The organism is Paraburkholderia bengalensis, from assembly GCF_037126505.1.
Taxonomy (GTDB): Bacteria; Pseudomonadota; Gammaproteobacteria; order Burkholderiales; family Burkholderiaceae; genus Paraburkholderia; species Paraburkholderia bengalensis.
The window spans coordinates 43,329-58,509 of record NZ_JACFYJ010000035.1; the positions used below are offsets into that span (position 1 = coordinate 43,329).

Consider the following 15,181-nt stretch of genomic DNA (forward strand, 5'->3'; position numbering starts at 1 on the left):
CGGGCAGTAGAATGACCCGTCCTGTCCCCACCCACCGAGCCCGTCATGCCCTCCTCGATCAAAGCGGTTCTCAAGCCTCACGTGCGCGACATCGGCAACCTGGCCGTGCGCCGCGTCTTGCCTGCCATGGCCGCGCGCCTTGTTGGTCCGTTCATCTTCTTCGATCACATGGGCCCTGCCACGCTGCCCGCAGGCACGGGCCTCGATGTGCGTCCGCATCCGCATATCGGCCTCGCGACCGTCACGTATCTGTTCGAAGGCGCAATCATGCATCGCGACAGCCTCGGCTCCGAACAGAAGATCGTCCCCGGCGACGTCAACTGGATGACGGCGGGCCGCGGCATCGTCCATTCGGAGCGCACGCCGGAGCCGGAGCGCGCCAACGGGTCGACGGTTCACGGCATCCAGACATGGGTCGCGCTGCCCCTCGCCGACGAGGACACCGAGCCTTCGTTCGAGCACCATGCGGGCGCCACGCTGCCGGAAATCGAGCGCAACGGCGTCACGTTGCGGATCATCGCGGGCACCTCGTTCGGCAAGACGGCGCCGACGCGCACGTTCTCCGGCACGCTGTATGCTGCTGCTCATTTTTCCCCCGGCAGCGCGCTTGCGCTCGAACCCGAGCACGAAGAACGCGGCGTCTATCTGGTCGACGGCGACCTGTCGCTCGACGGCGAGCCCTTCGAAGTCGCGCAGATGGCCGTGCTCGCCCCGGGCGAAACCGTCACGCTTGCCAGCACGAACGGCGCAACGGTGATGCTGCTCGGCGGCGAGAAACTCGAAGGCGAGCGCTTCATCGAATGGAATTTCGTCGCGAGTTCGCGCGAAAAAATCGAGCGCGCGAAGCTCGCGTGGACCCATCAGGAAATGGGCAAGGTGCCCGGCGAAACCGAGTGGATTCCGCTGCCCGAGCGCAAGCCGCGCTAGACTGACTGGCTGGCATCGATGGCGCGCGCGGTTTCGATGCCGCACGCGTTGGCACGCGTGTCGTACCGCGCCGCGCCGCATTGAAACCGCGCGCGCCGCCCCCAACTATTCAAGCGTACCGATTCAAGGAAGAGACAGCCCATGGACACCACTCTCGCGACTTTCGAAAAGGACGTCATCAGCGCATCGATGCTCACGCCCGTACTGGTCGACTTCTGGGCGCCGTGGTGCGGACCGTGCAAGACGCTCGGCCCGATGCTCGAGAAGCTCGAAGCCGAATACGAAGGCAAATGGCGCCTCGTGAAGGTGAACGTCGACGAGAACCAGGAACTCGCGGCGCACTTCCAGGTGCGCAGCATTCCGCACGTCGTCGCGTTCGCGGACGGACGGCCGGTCGATCAGTTCATCGGCGTGCTGCCCGAAGGCCAGCTGCGCCAGTTCCTCGACCGCCTCGTGCCGGACGGCGCGGAAGCCGCGCGCGCGGAAGCCGCGATGGCGCTCGCCGAAGGCCGCCGCGCCGACGCGTATGACGCGCTGAAGGCCGCGCTCGCTTACGACCCGGGCTTCGACGAAGCGCGGCTCGATCTGATGGAGCTGCTGCTCGAAGACAACCGCCTCGACGAAGCGCAAAAAGAAAACGATCTGCTGTCGCCGAAAACGACGCAAGGCATCGACGCGCGCTACAACGCGATCAAGACGCGCCTGGACGCCGTCGACGCTGCCGCCGACCTGCCGCCCACGGATGCGCTCGAAGCTCAGGTGGCCGCGCATCCCGACGACCTCGACGCGCGCTTCGATCTCGCGAGCGCATTCATCGCGCGTCGCAAGTACGAGCCGGCTCTCGAACATCTGCTGGCCATCGTGCAGCGCGACCGTGCGTTCCGTGAGGACATCGGCCGCAAGACGATGCTGTCGGTGTTCGATCTCGCGGCGCACCAGCCGGAGCTGGTGGCGAAATGGCGTCGCAGGTTGAGCGCGTTGCTGAACTGAGCGTTTGCACGCAACCATGAAAAAACGCGGCCATGTGCCGCGTTTTTTCGTTCAGCGGGCGCGGGTCGAACGTGACGTCAGGACGCGCTCTTCGCCAGCGCGCGCAGCACATGCGATACGGCAGCGAAGCCGAAGCTCGCCGTCACGCACACGCTCGACCCGAACCCCGCGCAGTTCAGGCCGACGGGTCCATGATGACCGGGCGACGTCGTGACGTGCTCGGCCACTTCGTCGATATCGCACACGGCCGCATCCGGATAGATCAGCGGCTCGTCCGAGTACACGGCGCTGACCTTGAACTTCGCTTTCGGTCCGCGCGCAAAGCCGTGGTGCTTGCGCAACTGGCCGCGCACTTTCGACAGCAGCGGGTCCTGGATGGTCTGCGCGAGATCGTCGATGCGGATGCGCGTCGGATCGAGCTGCCCGCCCGCGCCGCCGACCGTGATGAGCGGCTGCCCGTGTTCGACGCACCACGCGATCAGCGCCGTCTTCGTGCGCACGCTGTCGATCGCGTCGACCACGTAGTCGAAGCCGCCGCCCAGCACCTTGGCGAAGTTGTCGGGCTCGATGAAGTCTTCGATCACGCGCACGTCGCACTGCGGATCGATCAGCTTGATGCGCTCGGCCATCGCATCGACTTTCGGCTTGCCGTAGTTGCCGTCGAGCGCGTGAATCTGCCGGTTCGTGTTGCTCTCGGCGACGTTGTCGAGATCGATCAGCGTGATGCTGCCGATCGCCGTGCGCGCGAGCGCTTCGCCGCCCACGAGCCGACGCCCCCGATGCCGATCACGGCCCACGCGAGCGCGCTCGAACGCGGCCAGCGCGCCCGCGCCGTACAGACGCGCGACGCCCCCGAAACGGCGCGCGCGGTCGATGGTTTCATGCGCGTTGAGGTCGGTAGTAAGATCGGATTGCCCGGTAACGAGAGGCGTGGACATGATGTGTGGCTTGGCGGATTCGTGCGTCGGCAGGCTGACGGTTCGCTTGCGTATCGCGTATATCGCTTGGGCGTCGGCGTGCATTGAAGCTCGTATTTTGCCTGATCGCGCGCATCGACGCCGGCGGCCCGCTTTACGGCCCGCTTTACTGCCCGCTTTACGGCCCGCTTCACATCGAGCTTCACGTCCTGCCTTACGTCCCCTTCCGCGCGTCGTCGAACTGATCCTGTTGGACGCAGGAAATTCTGTCCTTAGCTATACTGGCCCCACTGTAGCGCTTGCATAAAAACATGAGCACTCTTGCCGACCTCCGCAAAAACTATTCGCGCGGCTCGCTGGACATCGCCGACGTCGACCCGAATCCGTTCCGTCAATTCGACGCCTGGTTCAAGCAGGCCATCGACGCGCAACTCCCCGAGCCGAACACGATGACCCTTGCGACGGTCGACGAGCGCGGCCGGCCTTCGGCGCGCATCGTGCTGATCAAGGGCGTGGACGAGCGAGGCTTCGTCTTCTTCACGAACTACGAAAGCCGCAAAGGCCGCGAACTCGCGCAAAACCCGCACGCAAGCCTGCTTTTCTACTGGATCGAACTCGAGCGTCAGGTGCGCATCGAGGGCACCGTCGTCAAGACAAGCGACGCAGAAAGCGATGCATACTTCGCCTCGCGTCCCGTCGGCTCGCGCATCGGCGCATGGGCGTCCGAGCAGAGTAAGGTGATTGAAAGCCGAGCGCTTCTGGAAGCGCGCGAACGTGAATTCAGCGCACAATACGGAGAAAATCCGCCGCGCCCGCCGCATTGGGGCGGTTATCGACTGACTCCCGAGGCGATCGAGTTCTGGCAAGGGCGCCCTTCGCGTCTGCACGACCGCATGCTCTATACGCGCGTGGGCACCGACTGGACGATTTCACGTCTGTCGCCCTGACGCTTCGATACGCCGGCCGCGCGGCGCGTCGTGCCCGACGATGCGCGACGCTCCGCTGCGCCGGCAGGATCGCATGCGCGTCGACTGAAGGTCCGAACGCGCGCGCCCAGACGGGCGCGCGCTGCGCACTGCGATTGAACAGGCTTTGCTTTGATTCATTGGACACGGAGAAATCACATGTTCTGGGAGAAGAAGCTGGCGCAGTGGGTAGAAGAAGTCAAAACGAAGGCCAATCTTCCGGCGCGCCTCGTGCTGTGGGATGGCCAGCAACACGACTTCGGCACGTTCGCGTCGCCGCAGGTCACGCTGAAGGTGAATAGCGCGTCGGCGCTGCCCCTCCTGCTCGAACCGAGTCTCGACAATCTCGGCGAGGCGTACGTGAAGGGCAAGATCGATATCGAAGGCAAGCTGTCCGACATCATCAACATCGGCTATTCGCTTGCGCGCAGCACGGTGACGAGCGCAAGCAAGCTCGCGCGCGTGCGGCGCTACTTCAATCACACGAAAACGTCGGACAAGAAAGCGATCCAGTATCACTACGATGTCTCGAACGAGTTCTACAGACTGTGGCTCGACGAGAACATGGTGTACTCGTGCGCGTACTTCGAGAACGGCGACGAAGATCTCGCGACCGCGCAGATCAAGAAGATCGACCACATCCTCACCAAGATCCAGGTCCAGCCGGGCCAGCGTCTGCTCGATATCGGCTGCGGCTGGGGCGCGCTCGTGCTGCGCGCGGCGCAGAAGTTCGGCGCGAAGTGCGTCGGCGTGACGCTGTCGCAGAACCAGTTCGATCTCGCCACGCAGCGCGTGAAGGACGCTGGACTCGAAGGCCAGATCGAGATCCGGCTGCAGGACTACCGCGACGTCGAAGGCCAGTTCGACCGCATCACGAGCGTCGGCATGTTCGAGCACGTGGGACGCAAGAATCTGCCCGGCTATTTCCAGAAGATTCACGACCTGCTGACGGACGACGGCATCGCGATGAATCACGGCATCACGTCGACGGATTACGACAGCGGCGAAACGGCGCTCGGCGGCGGCGAGTTCATCGACCGGTACGTGTTTCCCGACGGCGAGCTGCCGCATATCAGCCTCGCGCTCGAATCGATGCAGCGCGGCGGGCTCGAAGCGTTCGACGTCGAAAGCCTGCGCCGCCACTATGCTCATACGCTCGACATCTGGGCCGAGCGCTTCGAAGCAAACGCCGAGAAAGCCAAGCAGCTCGTCGACGACGAGAAGTTCCGCATCTGGCGCGTGTACCTCGCCGGCTGCGCGTACGCGTTCGAACACGACGACGTATCGATCTTCCAGGTGGTGTGCCGCAAGGCGGGACGCAGCGCCAAAACACTGCCGTGGTCGCGCCGCTTCATGTACGAGAAGCCGCTGTAAAATCGCGGGCTGAATCCGCTTCGGGCAGGACGCGTTTCGCGCGTTCGTCCGCAGCGGATGGGGTTCCCGTCACTCGCGATCAATCGATGGAAGACCACGCCGTTCCCGACGCGCCCGACGGCTGCGTGCAACTCGACATGTTCGGCAATCCCGTCGATGCCGCGCCGGCCGCCCGTCCCGCCGTTCCTTCACCGGCTGCGGCCGAGCCCGCCACGCCTCACTCGCCAGACGACGCGCCGCCCAAAAGGCGCCGCGCCCGCGACGTCCTCGCCGCTGCACCCGCCGACGACATCATCCAGCTCGCGAGCCAGTTGCCGCCGCAAGTGCATCTGGGTACGTCGACGTGGTCGTTTCCGGGCTGGAAAGGCATCGTCTACGGCGACGACTACAGCAACAGCAAGCTCTCGCGCGACGGACTCGCCGCGTACAGCGCGCATCCGCTGCTGCGCACGGTGAGCATCGACCGCTCGTTCTACGCGCCGCTGACGCTCACCGACTACCTGCGCTACGCGCAGCAGGTGCCCGACCATTTCCGCTTCATCGTGAAAGCACCGGCGCTCGTCACCGACGCGACCGTGCGCGCCGAACGCGGCGAGCCGGTGTCGGAGAATCCGTGCTTTCTGAATGCGCAGCTGGCGATCGACGAATTCGTGCGGCCATGTATCGACGGGCTCGGCAAGAAGGCGGGCGCGCTGGTGTTCCAGTTCTCGCCGCTGCCGAACCAGATGCTGGCGCAGCCCGCGTTGTTCGTCGACCGGCTGACGGCCTTCCTCGGCGCGCTGCCGGCTCTCGAAGGCGACACCTGCTACGCCGTCGAAATCCGCGACGCGAGTCTGCTGACGCCGCGCCTGATCCGCGCGCTGAAGGCGACGGGCGTGCGCTATTGCGTCGGCATTCATGCACGGATGCCCGATCCGTCGCGCCAGGCGGCCGCGCTCGCGATGCTCGACGAACCGCATGATCAGCCCGCGGGACCGCTGATCGTGCGCTGGAGCCTGCACGGCGGCTTCAGGTACGAGCAGGCGAAAGCGAAGTACGAACCGTTCGACAAGCTCGTCGACGAAGACCCGGACACCCGCAACGCGCTCGCCGAACTCGCCGCGCGTTACGCCATCGCCGGACAGCCGGTGCTGATCGCCGCGAACAACAAGGCCGAAGGGTCCGCGCCGCTCACCTGCGTGAAGCTCGCGGCGCAAATTGCCGCCGCCTGCGAGCGGCTGCGTGGCGCGAGGGCTGAAAGCGCGAAGACTGAAAACGCGCGTGCTGAAAGCGCATCGCAAGCTGATTGAACAAACGCGGCGCGAGCCAATCCGACCCGCGCCGCGCGACCTGCTACGTCAAATCTTCCCGATCAAGCCGTGATCACACGCCTGCCTTGATCCGGTGCGCGAACTTCTGCCTGAACTTCGCCACCTTCGGCGCGACGACGAACGCGCAATAGCCCTGATCCGGATGCTGCGCGAAGTAGTTTTGGTGATACGCCTCGGCGGGGAAGTAGTTGCCGTCGAGCGGCAGCACCTGCGTAACGATCTGGCCGTCGTAGATGCCTTCTGCCTGAATGTCGCGGATCGCCTGCAGCGCGCTGTCGCGCTGCGCGTCCGAGTGCGTGAAGATCACCGAGCGATATTGCGTGCCGACGTCGTTGCCCTGGCGGTTGAGCTGCGTCGGATCATGGATCGCGAAGAAAATATCGAGGATCTCGCGATAGGTGATGCGCGCCGGATCGAACTCGACCTTGACGACCTCCGCATGCCCCGTGTCGCCGTCACACACCTGCTCGTACGACGGATTCTGCACATGCCCGCCCGCATAGCCCGATTCCACCGACGTCACCCCATCGACGCCCAGATACACCGCTTCCAGGCACCAGAAACATCCGCCGCCCAGCGTGGCGGTTTCGACCGACTGACTCATGCTCGCTCCTTGGATTGGCTCACCGCGGCGCCTGCCTGTGCGCAAGCGCGGGTTCGCCGCAGTCATTTGAACTCGATGCTTCACCGCATCCGACCGGCGCCATACTCCGCTTTTTTGGGGATTCACGCACGCAGCATGCACCATCCGTACCATGCGCGCCGCCTTGTCCCGCCTGCCGCCCGCGCCAGAGTCCCTGCGATTGCAGTTAAAATTGGGGCAATTCGCCGAATTTCTACATGACCTTCGAACCGATTTTTTCCCTCTGGTCGCTGCATCAAGCGGTCCATTCGCCGGAATGCCTCGACCGATGAAGCGCGCCAACGCACCCAATTTCGACGCCGCCGCCTTTCGCCGCGCGCTGGGCCAATTCGCGACGGGCGTCACCGTCATTACGACACGCGCGCCGTCGGGTGCGTTGATCGGGATCACGGCCAGCTCGTTCAACTCGGTTTCGCTTTCGCCGCCGCTCGTGCTGTGGAGCCTCGCGACACGCTCGGCCTCGATGCCCGTGTTCCGCTCGAACAGTCATTATGTCGTCAACGTGCTGGCCGCGTCGCAGCTGGAGTTGTGCAAGCGCTTCGCGACCGTCAAGGGCGACCGGTTCGAAGGGGTGTCGCATGCGGCGGGCGACACGGGCATGCCCGTGCTCGATGGCGCGCTGGCGTGGTTCGAATGTCACAACCGCAGCCGTTACGACGAAGGCGATCACGTGATTTTCGTCGGCGAAGTGGAGCGCTGCGGCGTCCACGAGCACGCCTCGGAGACCGAGCCGCTCGTGTTCCACAATGGCGAGTTCCACGGTTTGAAGCGGCTGGGCTGAACGCTCGGCGTCAGCCGGGCACACGCGAGCCGCGTGCGCAAAACGCGGCGTGATTTTGCGGCCTGATTTTGCGGCCTGACTTCGCGGCCCGATTTTGCGGCCTCGAAGCGCGGCCTGAATACCCAGCCTGAAAGCGCCCCCACACCTGCCATATTCGCCGCGCTCCGAGCGCGGCGCCGCTATCCCGGCTGCTGCACCTTGGCGCCCGTCACGAGCGCAACGGGCACGCCCGAATCTTCCTTGAGCGTCTGCAGCACGATGTTCGAGCGGATGTCCATCACGCCCGGCGCCTTGTACAGCCGGCCGAGCACGAAATCCGAATAGTGCTTGAGATTGTGGGCGAGCACGCGCAGCAGGTAATGCGTCTCCCCCGTCACGACGAACGCGCCGACCACTTCCGGCCAGTCGCGCAGCGCCTCCGCGAAGCGCTCGTGCCAGTTTTCCTGGTCGTTGCGCATCGACACCTGCACGAACGCTTCCAGTTCGAACCCCAGCACTTCACGGTTCAGGCACGCGCGATAGCGCTCGATCACACCCTGCTCTTCCAGCAGGCGCAAACGGCGTAGACACGCTGACGGCGAAAGCGAGATGCGCTCCGCCAGATCGAGATTGCTGATTCGTCCTTCGTGCTGCAGCACCGTCAAGATACGGCAATCGGTGGCGTCCAGTGAGATCGCGTTCATTTTCGGTCTCCCTTTCCCGTTTGTCTCAAATTATGTTCCAAAGGCGCGGAAATAAACAGTTTTTTTAGCAAGCACATTTCGTCTGATGCCGCCTATCATCGATAGATGGATGCAGAACAACACAGGGGACGCATGAATACGCTGTGGGATATCACGCCCGCCGTCGATACGGCGACGCCCGTCTGGCCGGGCGACACGCCCGTCGGCATCGAGCGCGTATGGCGGATGGAGGCGGGCTCGCCCGTCAACGTCGCGCGGCTGACGCTCTCGCCGCACACAGGCGCGCACACCGACGCGCCGCTTCACTACGACGCGAACGGCGCGGCGATCGGCGCGGTGCCGCTCGATGCCTATCTGGGCCGCTGTCGGGTGATTCATTGCATTGGCGCGCAGCCGCTGGTGACGCCGTCGCACATCGCGGCGTCGCTCGACGATGTGCCGCCGCGCGTGCTGCTGCGCACCTATCGCGAGGCGCCGACGCGCACGTGGGACAGCGCGTTCTGCGCCGTTTCGCCCGGCACCATCGATCTGCTCGCCGCGCGCGGCGTGAAGCTGATCGGCATCGATACGCCGTCGCTCGATCCGCAGGAATCGAAAACGATGGACGCGCATCAGCGCATCCGCGTGCATCGGATGGCGATACTCGAAGGCATCGTGCTCGACGCCGTCGCGCCCGGCGATTACGAGCTGATCGCGCTGCCGCTCAAGCTGACGACGCTCGATGCCAGCCCCGTGCGCGCCGTGCTGCGTGCGCTGCCCGAACCGCGACATCGCGCCTGACCGCTTATCTCCGCTTCCGCTTTCTCTTTCGACTGAACGAACACCATGAATCAACGTGACGAAGCACTCGCCCTCGACGCAGCCGATCCGCTCGCGCCCTTGCGCAACCAGTTCGCGCTCGCGCCGGAGGTCATCTATCTGGACGGCAACTCGCTCGGCGTGCCGCCCGCCGCCGCCGCGCAGCGCGCGCAGACTGTGATCGGCGCCGAATGGGGCAACGGGCTGATCCGCAGCTGGAACACGGCCGGCTGGTTCGCGCTGCCCAGGCGCCTCGGCAACAAGCTCGCGCCGCTGATCGGCGCAGCGCACAACGAAGTCGTCGTCACCGACACGATTTCGATCAACCTCTTCAAGGTGCTGTCGGCGGCGCTGCGCATGCAGGACGCGCGTGATCCGAAGCGTCGCGTGATCGTGTCCGAGCGCTCCAATTTCCCAACCGATCTGTACATCGCGCAGGGCCTCATCAAGCAACTCGGTCGCGGCTATGAACTGCGGCTCATCGACGATCCTTCGGAACTGCCCGCCGCGCTCACCGACGATGTCGCCGTCGCGATGATCACGCACGTGAACTACCGCACCGGCTACATGCACGACATGGCCGCGCTCACGCAGCTGATCCATCGGGCGGGCGCGCTCGCGCTGTGGGATCTCGCGCACTCGGCGGGCGCCGTGCCTGTCGATCTGAACGGTGTCGGCGCGGATTGCGCCGTCGGCTGCACGTACAAATATCTGAACGGCGGCCCGGGTTCGCCTGCGTTCGTCTGGGTGCCGCACCGTCATCAGGGCGAGTTCGAGCAGCCGCTGTCGGGCTGGTGGGGACATCGCGCGCCGTTCGCGATGGAGCCGACCTACGCCGCCGACGACGGCATCGGCCGGTTCCTGTGCGGCACGCAGCCCATGGTGTCGATGGCGCTCGTCGAATGCGGGCTCGATGTATTCCTGCAAACCGACATGCAGGCCGTGCGCAAGAAGTCGCTGGCGTTGACCGATCTGTTCATCGAACTGGTCGAAACGCGCTGCAAGGAATTTCCGCTCAAGCTCGTTACGCCGCGCGCGCATGCGCAACGCGGCTCGCATGCGAGCTTCGAGCATCCGCACGGCTACGAGGTGATGCAGGCACTGATCGCGCGCGGCGTGATCGGCGACTATCGCGAGCCGCACGTGCTGCGTTTTGGTTTTACGCCGCTCTACACGCGTTACGTCGATGTGTGGGACGCCGTCGAGCATCTGCGCGACGTGCTCACGCGCGAGACCTGGCGCGCGCCCGAATTCGCCGCGCGCGGCGCCGTGACCTGAGGAGCCCGCGATGACCGACCACATGAAGATGACGGAAGAAGCACGCGCGCAAGGTTGCCCGTTCGGCCACGGCGGCACGGCGGCCACGCGCGAAACGCACGCGCCGCACATGAGCGCCGATGCAGCCGAGGGCTGGCACGACGCCAAGCTCGATTTCTCGAAGTCGATGAGCTATGGCGACTATCTCGCGCTGGGGTCGATCCTGCATGCGCAGCATCCGCTGTCGCCGGATCACAACGAGATGCTGTTCATCGTCCAGCATCAGACGAGCGAGCTATGGATGAAGCTCGCGCTGTACGAGCTGCGCGCGGCGCTTGCGAGCGTGCATCGCGACGAGTTGCCGCCGGCGTTCAAGATGCTCGCGCGTGTCTCGCGAATACTCGAGCAGCTCGTGCAGGCGTGGAACGTGCTGTCGACGATGACGCCGTCCGAATACACGGCGATGCGGCCGTTTCTCGGCAGCTCGTCGGGGTTTCAGTCGTACCAGTATCGCGAGCTGGAGTTCATGCTCGGCAACAAGAACGAGCAGATGCTCAAGCCGCATGCGCATCATCCCGATGTGCATGCCGAAGTGAAGGCAGCGCTCGAAGCGCCGTCGTTCTATGATGAAGTGGTGCGTTTGCTGGCGCGGCGCGGATTCGCCATCGACGCGTCGCGGCTCGAACGCGACTGGACCCAGCCGACGCAGCATGATGCGTCAGTGGAAGCCGCGTGGCTCGAGGTGTATCGCAATCCTTCGCAGCATTGGGAGTTGTACGAGATGGCCGAAGAGCTCGTCGATCTCGAGGATGCGTTCCGGCAGTGGCGGTTTCGACATGTGACGACTGTCGAGAGAATCATCGGCTTCAAGCAGGGAACGGGCGGCACAAGCGGCGCAACCTATTTGCGCAAGATGCTGGACGTCGTGCTGTTTCCCGAGCTTTGGCACGTCAGGACGTTGCTGTAATTCTCCGTGTGGTTCTGCGCGACGTGCCCGCGGTTTGCTTTCCTTGTAGACGGGAAGGCCCGCGATGCGCGTCGCGGCGGACTGCGTAAGCCAGCGCGCTGCCGAAAATCACCTCGCGGTGTATCCGCCATCGATAGGCAACACGATGCCGCTGATCATCGAAGCGGCATCGCTGAGCAGAAACAATATCGGCTCGGCCACTTCGCGCGGTTGGGCGAACCGCTTCAACGGAATCGCCTGCAGCGCAGGATCACGCTTCGAAGGCTCGCTCCACGCCTTCACCGCCATCGGCGTCAACGTTACCGTCGGGTTCACGCTGTTCACGCGAATCCCGTGACTCCCAAGCTCGACGCACAGCACACGTGTTATTGCATCCATGGCCGCCTTCGACGCGCAGTAGCTCAAATGATCCTCAAGGCCGACGAGCGCCGCCTGGCTCGATACGTTGACGATGCTCCCCGCCCGCTTCGCATCGATCATGCCGCGCGCGACATGCCGCGCGACCAGCGCCGCGCCGCGTGCATTCACGTTCATCACGCTGTCGAAGCTCGCAGCCGTCGTATCGATCGCGCGCTCCAGAACCGTCGTGCCGGCGCAATTCACCAGACCGTCGAACGCCGTGTCGCGCGAACCCAGCGCCTCGTCAATCGCGCGTTCATCGCCGACATCGAGCACCAAAGGTTCGCAGCCTGTCTCTTCGGCCAGCCGCGCGAGTTCGTTCACGTTGCGCGCCGCCGCCACCACCTGCGCGCCACTGGCGCACAGCAGTTCGACCGTCACGCGGCCGATGCCGCTCGACGCACCCGTCACCAGAACAGAGCGCCCTGAAAAATCGAAGTGTGTGTTCATTTTGCTTGCAGTCGATGCATGATCGGCTTCAATGCCGGATACAGGTCCGTATAAATGCCGAAACGCTCGGCATATAAGGCCTGCCGGGCAGGATCGGGCCTTACGCGCTCGACGAGCTTCACCCAGCCGCCGCGCGCCGTTTCCTGCGAAATCAGCTTCGCGCCATAGGCCGCAAGCAGGGCCGCGCCCATCGCCGCTTCCACTTCCTGTTCGATCGTGTAGACGGGAAAGCCTGTGATGTCCGCAATGATCGACATCCACAAGTCGGAATGCGCCGCGCCGCCGACGACGATCAGCTTGTCGTCGAGCGATTTCGCGCCCTTGCGCCCTGCGACGATGTTGTGTTGCAACGCGAATGCAACGCCTTCGAGCACCGCGCGATACCCATGCGCACGCGTGTGATACAGATTCAGACCGACGAACGCACCGCTCGCTTTCGCGTCCCATACCGGGCTGCGTTCGCCCATCAGGTACGGCAGGAACATGACGCCGTCCGCGCCCGCAGGGATTTGCGCGGCGTCCTCTTCGAGCAGTTGATGCGCGTCGCCATCGGGAAGCGCCTTCGCCGCTTCGATTTCAGCGTGACAGAACTGCTCGCGATACCACGCCACCGACGCGCCCGCCGTGATCGCGCCCCCGAACACATAGAAGTCATGCAAACCGTTGAACACGTGCGGCATGCTGACGAGGCCATGCCGCGCATCGACGCTCTGGTTGATGTAGCCCCAGCACATGCTCGTGCCGATCATCGCGACGTGCTGGCCCGCACGCGTGACGCCCGCCGCGTAAGTGGCCATCGCCGCATCCACGCCGCCCGCGACGATCGACGTGCCCGCGTCGAGCCCGAGTTGTTCCGTCCATTGCGACAGCAGTCCACCCACGACATCCGACGATTCGACCAGATGCTCCGGCATCATCGTGGCGGGGATGCCGAGCATGTCGAGCGCTTCGTCGGACCAATCGCGCTTTGCGATGTCGTAGACGCCGCCGATATTGCCCGCCGAACTGTGATCGACGGCCACCTCGCCCGTCAGCAGATAGATCACGTAAGCATTCGGCGGCAGAAAGAAGCGCGTGTTGGCCCACACGTTCGGCTCGTTTTCGCGCAGCCACAGCATCTTCGTATAGCCGTAGTAACTGTCGACGCCGTTGCCCGTGATCGCATACAGCCGATCGACATCGACGTTCTTGCGCACCCATTCGACCTGCGCCGTCGCGCGACGGTCCATCCAGATCAGACACGGATAGAGCGGCTTCATGTCGCTATCGACGGGAATGCCCGAGCCGCCGTACAGGCTGCTCACGCACACGGCTTTGATCGCACTCGATTCAACGCCCGCTTCGCGCGCCTTCGCGACGCAGCGCGCAATGCATTCGATCACGGCTTTCATCCATACCGTCGGCCATTGCTCGGCCCACAGCGGTTTAGGCGTATCAGGGTGATAGCCGCTCGAATGCTGCGCGACGATTGCGCCGTTATCGCCGACGAGCACGGCCTTCGTGCTCTGCGTGCCGATATCGACGCCGATGACGTAATTCATAGTGTCTCCGCGTGCGCGTCTTGTGACGCGCACTGTTCATTTTTGCCGTCTATCTGGCCGGCTTCATCAACACCTTGATCGAATCGAGCGAGTTCGCGACCTGAATCGCTTCGTCCCACTCTTCGAGCGAGAAGCCATGCGTGACGATGCCTTTCGATGTGACGAGGCCGCGCGCCAGCAGATCGATCGCAATCGGATAGCAGTAAGGGCCGAGATGCGCGCCGCGCACATCGAGCTCCTTGCGGTCACCGATGATCGACCAGTCCATTGTAGTCTCCGCGCCGAACACCGAAAACTCGACAAAACGCCCGAGCTTGCGAATCAGGTCCATGCCTTGATTCACGCCCGCCGGCACGCCCGTCGTCTCGATGTACACGTCGCAGCCGTAGTTCTCCGTCAGCGATTGCACGATCGCCAGCGCATCGTCTTTCTTCGGATTGATCGTCACGTCGGCGCCGTATTCGCGCGCGAGTTCCAGGCGTTCATCGACGAGATCGATCACGACCAGTTTCTTCGGCGTCTTCAGATGCGCGACCTGCGTCATCATCAGACCGAGCGGACCCGCGCCCGCGATCACGACGACATCGTCCAGTTGAATGTCGCCGCGATTGACGGTGTGAATCGCACATGCGAGCGGCTCGATGATCGCGGCATCTTCGAGCGAGATGCCGTCGGGAATCTTGTGGACGATCGCCGTCGGCGGAATGCGCATGTATTCGGCCATGCCGCCGTCCGCGACTTCGCGCTGAAAGCCGAAGATGTTGTGCACTTCGCACATCCAGTACTGGCCCGACTTGCAATAGCGGCATTTGCCGCACGGCACGATCTGCTCCGCGATCACGCGATCGCCCTGCTTCACGCCGAAGTGTTCCGCTGCGCCTTCGCCGATTTCCTCGACATAGCCGAAGAATTCGTGTCCCGGAATCACGGGCGCTTTGACCCACGGGCTCGGGCCGCCCCAGAACATCTTCGCGCCGGAATGGCATTTGCAATCGCTCGCGCAGATGCCGCAGGCGGCAATGCGGATCACGAGTTCATGCGCGCGCGCCTGCGGTTTCGTCACGCGTTCGACGCGGTAATCTTTCGGCGCGTGGCACACGATCGCCGTCATGCTTTTGGTGTTGTCCTGAGTGGTCATTGCATTGCCTTGCGATTAATGGAGAACAAATGGAATGAATG

At 64.1% G+C, this 15,181-nt stretch carries 14 protein-coding genes and 1 pseudogene; 9 read left to right on the forward strand and 6 right to left on the reverse strand.

Features of this window, described 5'->3' with window-relative positions; translation table 11 throughout:
- The first annotated feature begins 45 nt into the window (after nucleotides 1-45).
- Both H3V53_RS20930 and trxA read left to right on the forward strand, forming a co-directional pair.
- The gene (locus tag H3V53_RS20930; RefSeq protein WP_336599585.1) at nucleotides 46-927 is read left to right on the forward strand and encodes a pirin family protein; all 882 of its coding nucleotides are present in this window, start codon (nucleotides 46-48) and stop codon (nucleotides 925-927) included.
- Between the two features lie 141 nt (nucleotides 928-1,068).
- Entirely contained in the window at nucleotides 1,069-1,917 is an 849-nt protein-coding gene (trxA, locus tag H3V53_RS20935; protein WP_054916967.1) for a thioredoxin, read from the forward strand.
- Between the two features lie 77 nt (nucleotides 1,918-1,994).
- Here trxA and tcdA read toward each other — a convergent pair.
- A pseudogene (gene tcdA / locus H3V53_RS20940) lies at nucleotides 1,995-2,855 on the reverse strand (tRNA cyclic N6-threonylcarbamoyladenosine(37) synthase TcdA).
- A 290-nt stretch (nucleotides 2,856-3,145) separates the two neighbouring features.
- On the opposite strand from tcdA, the gene pdxH reads away from it, so the two are divergent.
- The 3 genes from pdxH to H3V53_RS20955 all read left to right on the forward strand — a co-directional run bounded on the left by pdxH (nucleotide 3,146) and on the right by H3V53_RS20955 (nucleotide 6,462).
- A complete protein-coding gene (gene pdxH, locus H3V53_RS20945; RefSeq protein ID WP_336599586.1) occupies nucleotides 3,146-3,781 on the forward strand; it encodes a pyridoxamine 5'-phosphate oxidase in 636 nt (211 codons plus the stop codon).
- A gap of 177 nt (nucleotides 3,782-3,958) precedes the next feature.
- Complete coding sequence (locus H3V53_RS20950; protein WP_336599587.1) at nucleotides 3,959-5,173, forward strand: cyclopropane-fatty-acyl-phospholipid synthase family protein; 1,215 nt, start codon at nucleotides 3,959-3,961, stop codon at nucleotides 5,171-5,173.
- A gap of 86 nt (nucleotides 5,174-5,259) precedes the next feature.
- A complete protein-coding gene (locus H3V53_RS20955; RefSeq protein ID WP_336599588.1) occupies nucleotides 5,260-6,462 on the forward strand; it encodes a DUF72 domain-containing protein in 1,203 nt (400 codons plus the stop codon).
- Between the two features lie 73 nt (nucleotides 6,463-6,535).
- On the opposite strand, the gene msrA is transcribed toward H3V53_RS20955, so the two are convergent.
- Nucleotides 6,536-7,087 carry a peptide-methionine (S)-S-oxide reductase MsrA gene (msrA, locus tag H3V53_RS20960; protein ID WP_054916979.1) on the reverse strand — a complete coding sequence of 184 codons (552 nt, stop codon included), beginning with the start codon at nucleotides 7,085-7,087 and terminating at the stop codon, nucleotides 6,536-6,538.
- Nucleotides 7,088-7,394: 307 nt separating this feature from the next.
- Between msrA and H3V53_RS20965 the strand changes: the two genes are divergently transcribed.
- A complete protein-coding gene (locus H3V53_RS20965; RefSeq protein ID WP_336599589.1) occupies nucleotides 7,395-7,907 on the forward strand; it encodes a flavin reductase family protein in 513 nt (170 codons plus the stop codon).
- A gap of 179 nt (nucleotides 7,908-8,086) precedes the next feature.
- On the opposite strand, the gene H3V53_RS20970 is transcribed toward H3V53_RS20965, so the two are convergent.
- Entirely contained in the window at nucleotides 8,087-8,590 is a 504-nt protein-coding gene (locus H3V53_RS20970) for an Lrp/AsnC ligand binding domain-containing protein (RefSeq protein ID WP_054916985.1), read from the reverse strand.
- Between the two features lie 132 nt (nucleotides 8,591-8,722).
- Between H3V53_RS20970 and kynB the strand changes: the two genes are divergently transcribed.
- The 3 genes from kynB to kynA are packed head-to-tail and all read left to right on the forward strand — an operon-like array spanning nucleotide 8,723 to nucleotide 11,612.
- Nucleotides 8,723-9,370, forward strand: coding sequence for an arylformamidase (gene kynB / locus H3V53_RS20975; protein ID WP_336599590.1), 648 nt, complete (start codon nucleotides 8,723-8,725; stop codon nucleotides 9,368-9,370).
- A gap of 45 nt (nucleotides 9,371-9,415) precedes the next feature.
- A complete protein-coding gene (gene kynU, locus H3V53_RS20980; protein WP_336599591.1) occupies nucleotides 9,416-10,666 on the forward strand; it encodes a kynureninase in 1,251 nt (416 codons plus the stop codon).
- A gap of 10 nt (nucleotides 10,667-10,676) precedes the next feature.
- On the forward strand, nucleotides 10,677-11,612 hold the full coding sequence (gene kynA / locus H3V53_RS20985) for a tryptophan 2,3-dioxygenase (RefSeq protein WP_336599592.1): 936 nt from the start codon (nucleotides 10,677-10,679) through the stop codon (nucleotides 11,610-11,612).
- A gap of 108 nt (nucleotides 11,613-11,720) precedes the next feature.
- On the opposite strand, the gene H3V53_RS20990 is transcribed toward kynA, so the two are convergent.
- Genes H3V53_RS20990 through H3V53_RS21000 form a run of 3 tightly spaced genes read right to left on the reverse strand, consistent with a single transcriptional unit; the run spans nucleotide 11,721 to nucleotide 15,140 of the window.
- Nucleotides 11,721-12,461: an SDR family oxidoreductase gene (locus H3V53_RS20990; protein ID WP_336599593.1), complete on the reverse strand. Its 741-nt coding sequence runs from the start codon at nucleotides 12,459-12,461 to the stop codon at nucleotides 11,721-11,723.
- On the reverse strand, nucleotides 12,458-14,002 hold the full coding sequence (locus H3V53_RS20995) for an FGGY-family carbohydrate kinase (protein WP_336599594.1): 1,545 nt from the start codon (nucleotides 14,000-14,002) through the stop codon (nucleotides 12,458-12,460). The genes H3V53_RS20990 and H3V53_RS20995 overlap by 4 nt, the downstream gene beginning before the upstream one ends.
- A 49-nt stretch (nucleotides 14,003-14,051) precedes the next feature.
- The gene (locus H3V53_RS21000; protein WP_054917003.1) at nucleotides 14,052-15,140 is read right to left on the reverse strand and encodes an alcohol dehydrogenase catalytic domain-containing protein; all 1,089 of its coding nucleotides are present in this window, start codon (nucleotides 15,138-15,140) and stop codon (nucleotides 14,052-14,054) included.
- Nucleotides 15,141-15,181 lie beyond the last annotated feature (41 nt).

Coding starts and splice junctions, on each gene's coding strand:
- H3V53_RS20930 (WP_336599585.1), top strand. CDS start 46: ATGCCCTCCTCGATCAAAGCGGTTCTCAAGCCTCACGTGCGCGACATC.
- trxA (WP_054916967.1), top strand. CDS start 1,069: ATGGACACCACTCTCGCGACTTTCGAAAAGGACGTCATCAGCGCATCG.
- pdxH (WP_336599586.1), top strand. CDS start 3,146: ATGAGCACTCTTGCCGACCTCCGCAAAAACTATTCGCGCGGCTCGCTG.
- H3V53_RS20950 (WP_336599587.1), top strand. CDS start 3,959: ATGTTCTGGGAGAAGAAGCTGGCGCAGTGGGTAGAAGAAGTCAAAACG.
- H3V53_RS20955 (WP_336599588.1), top strand. CDS start 5,260: ATGGAAGACCACGCCGTTCCCGACGCGCCCGACGGCTGCGTGCAACTC.
- msrA (WP_054916979.1), bottom strand. CDS start 7,087: ATGAGTCAGTCGGTCGAAACCGCCACGCTGGGCGGCGGATGTTTCTGG.
- H3V53_RS20965 (WP_336599589.1), top strand. CDS start 7,395: ATGAAGCGCGCCAACGCACCCAATTTCGACGCCGCCGCCTTTCGCCGC.
- H3V53_RS20970 (WP_054916985.1), bottom strand. CDS start 8,590: ATGAACGCGATCTCACTGGACGCCACCGATTGCCGTATCTTGACGGTG.
- kynB (WP_336599590.1), top strand. CDS start 8,723: ATGAATACGCTGTGGGATATCACGCCCGCCGTCGATACGGCGACGCCC.
- kynU (WP_336599591.1), top strand. CDS start 9,416: ATGAATCAACGTGACGAAGCACTCGCCCTCGACGCAGCCGATCCGCTC.
- kynA (WP_336599592.1), top strand. CDS start 10,677: ATGACCGACCACATGAAGATGACGGAAGAAGCACGCGCGCAAGGTTGC.
- H3V53_RS20990 (WP_336599593.1), bottom strand. CDS start 12,461: ATGAACACACACTTCGATTTTTCAGGGCGCTCTGTTCTGGTGACGGGT.
- H3V53_RS20995 (WP_336599594.1), bottom strand. CDS start 14,002: ATGAATTACGTCATCGGCGTCGATATCGGCACGCAGAGCACGAAGGCC.
- H3V53_RS21000 (WP_054917003.1), bottom strand. CDS start 15,140: ATGACCACTCAGGACAACACCAAAAGCATGACGGCGATCGTGTGCCAC.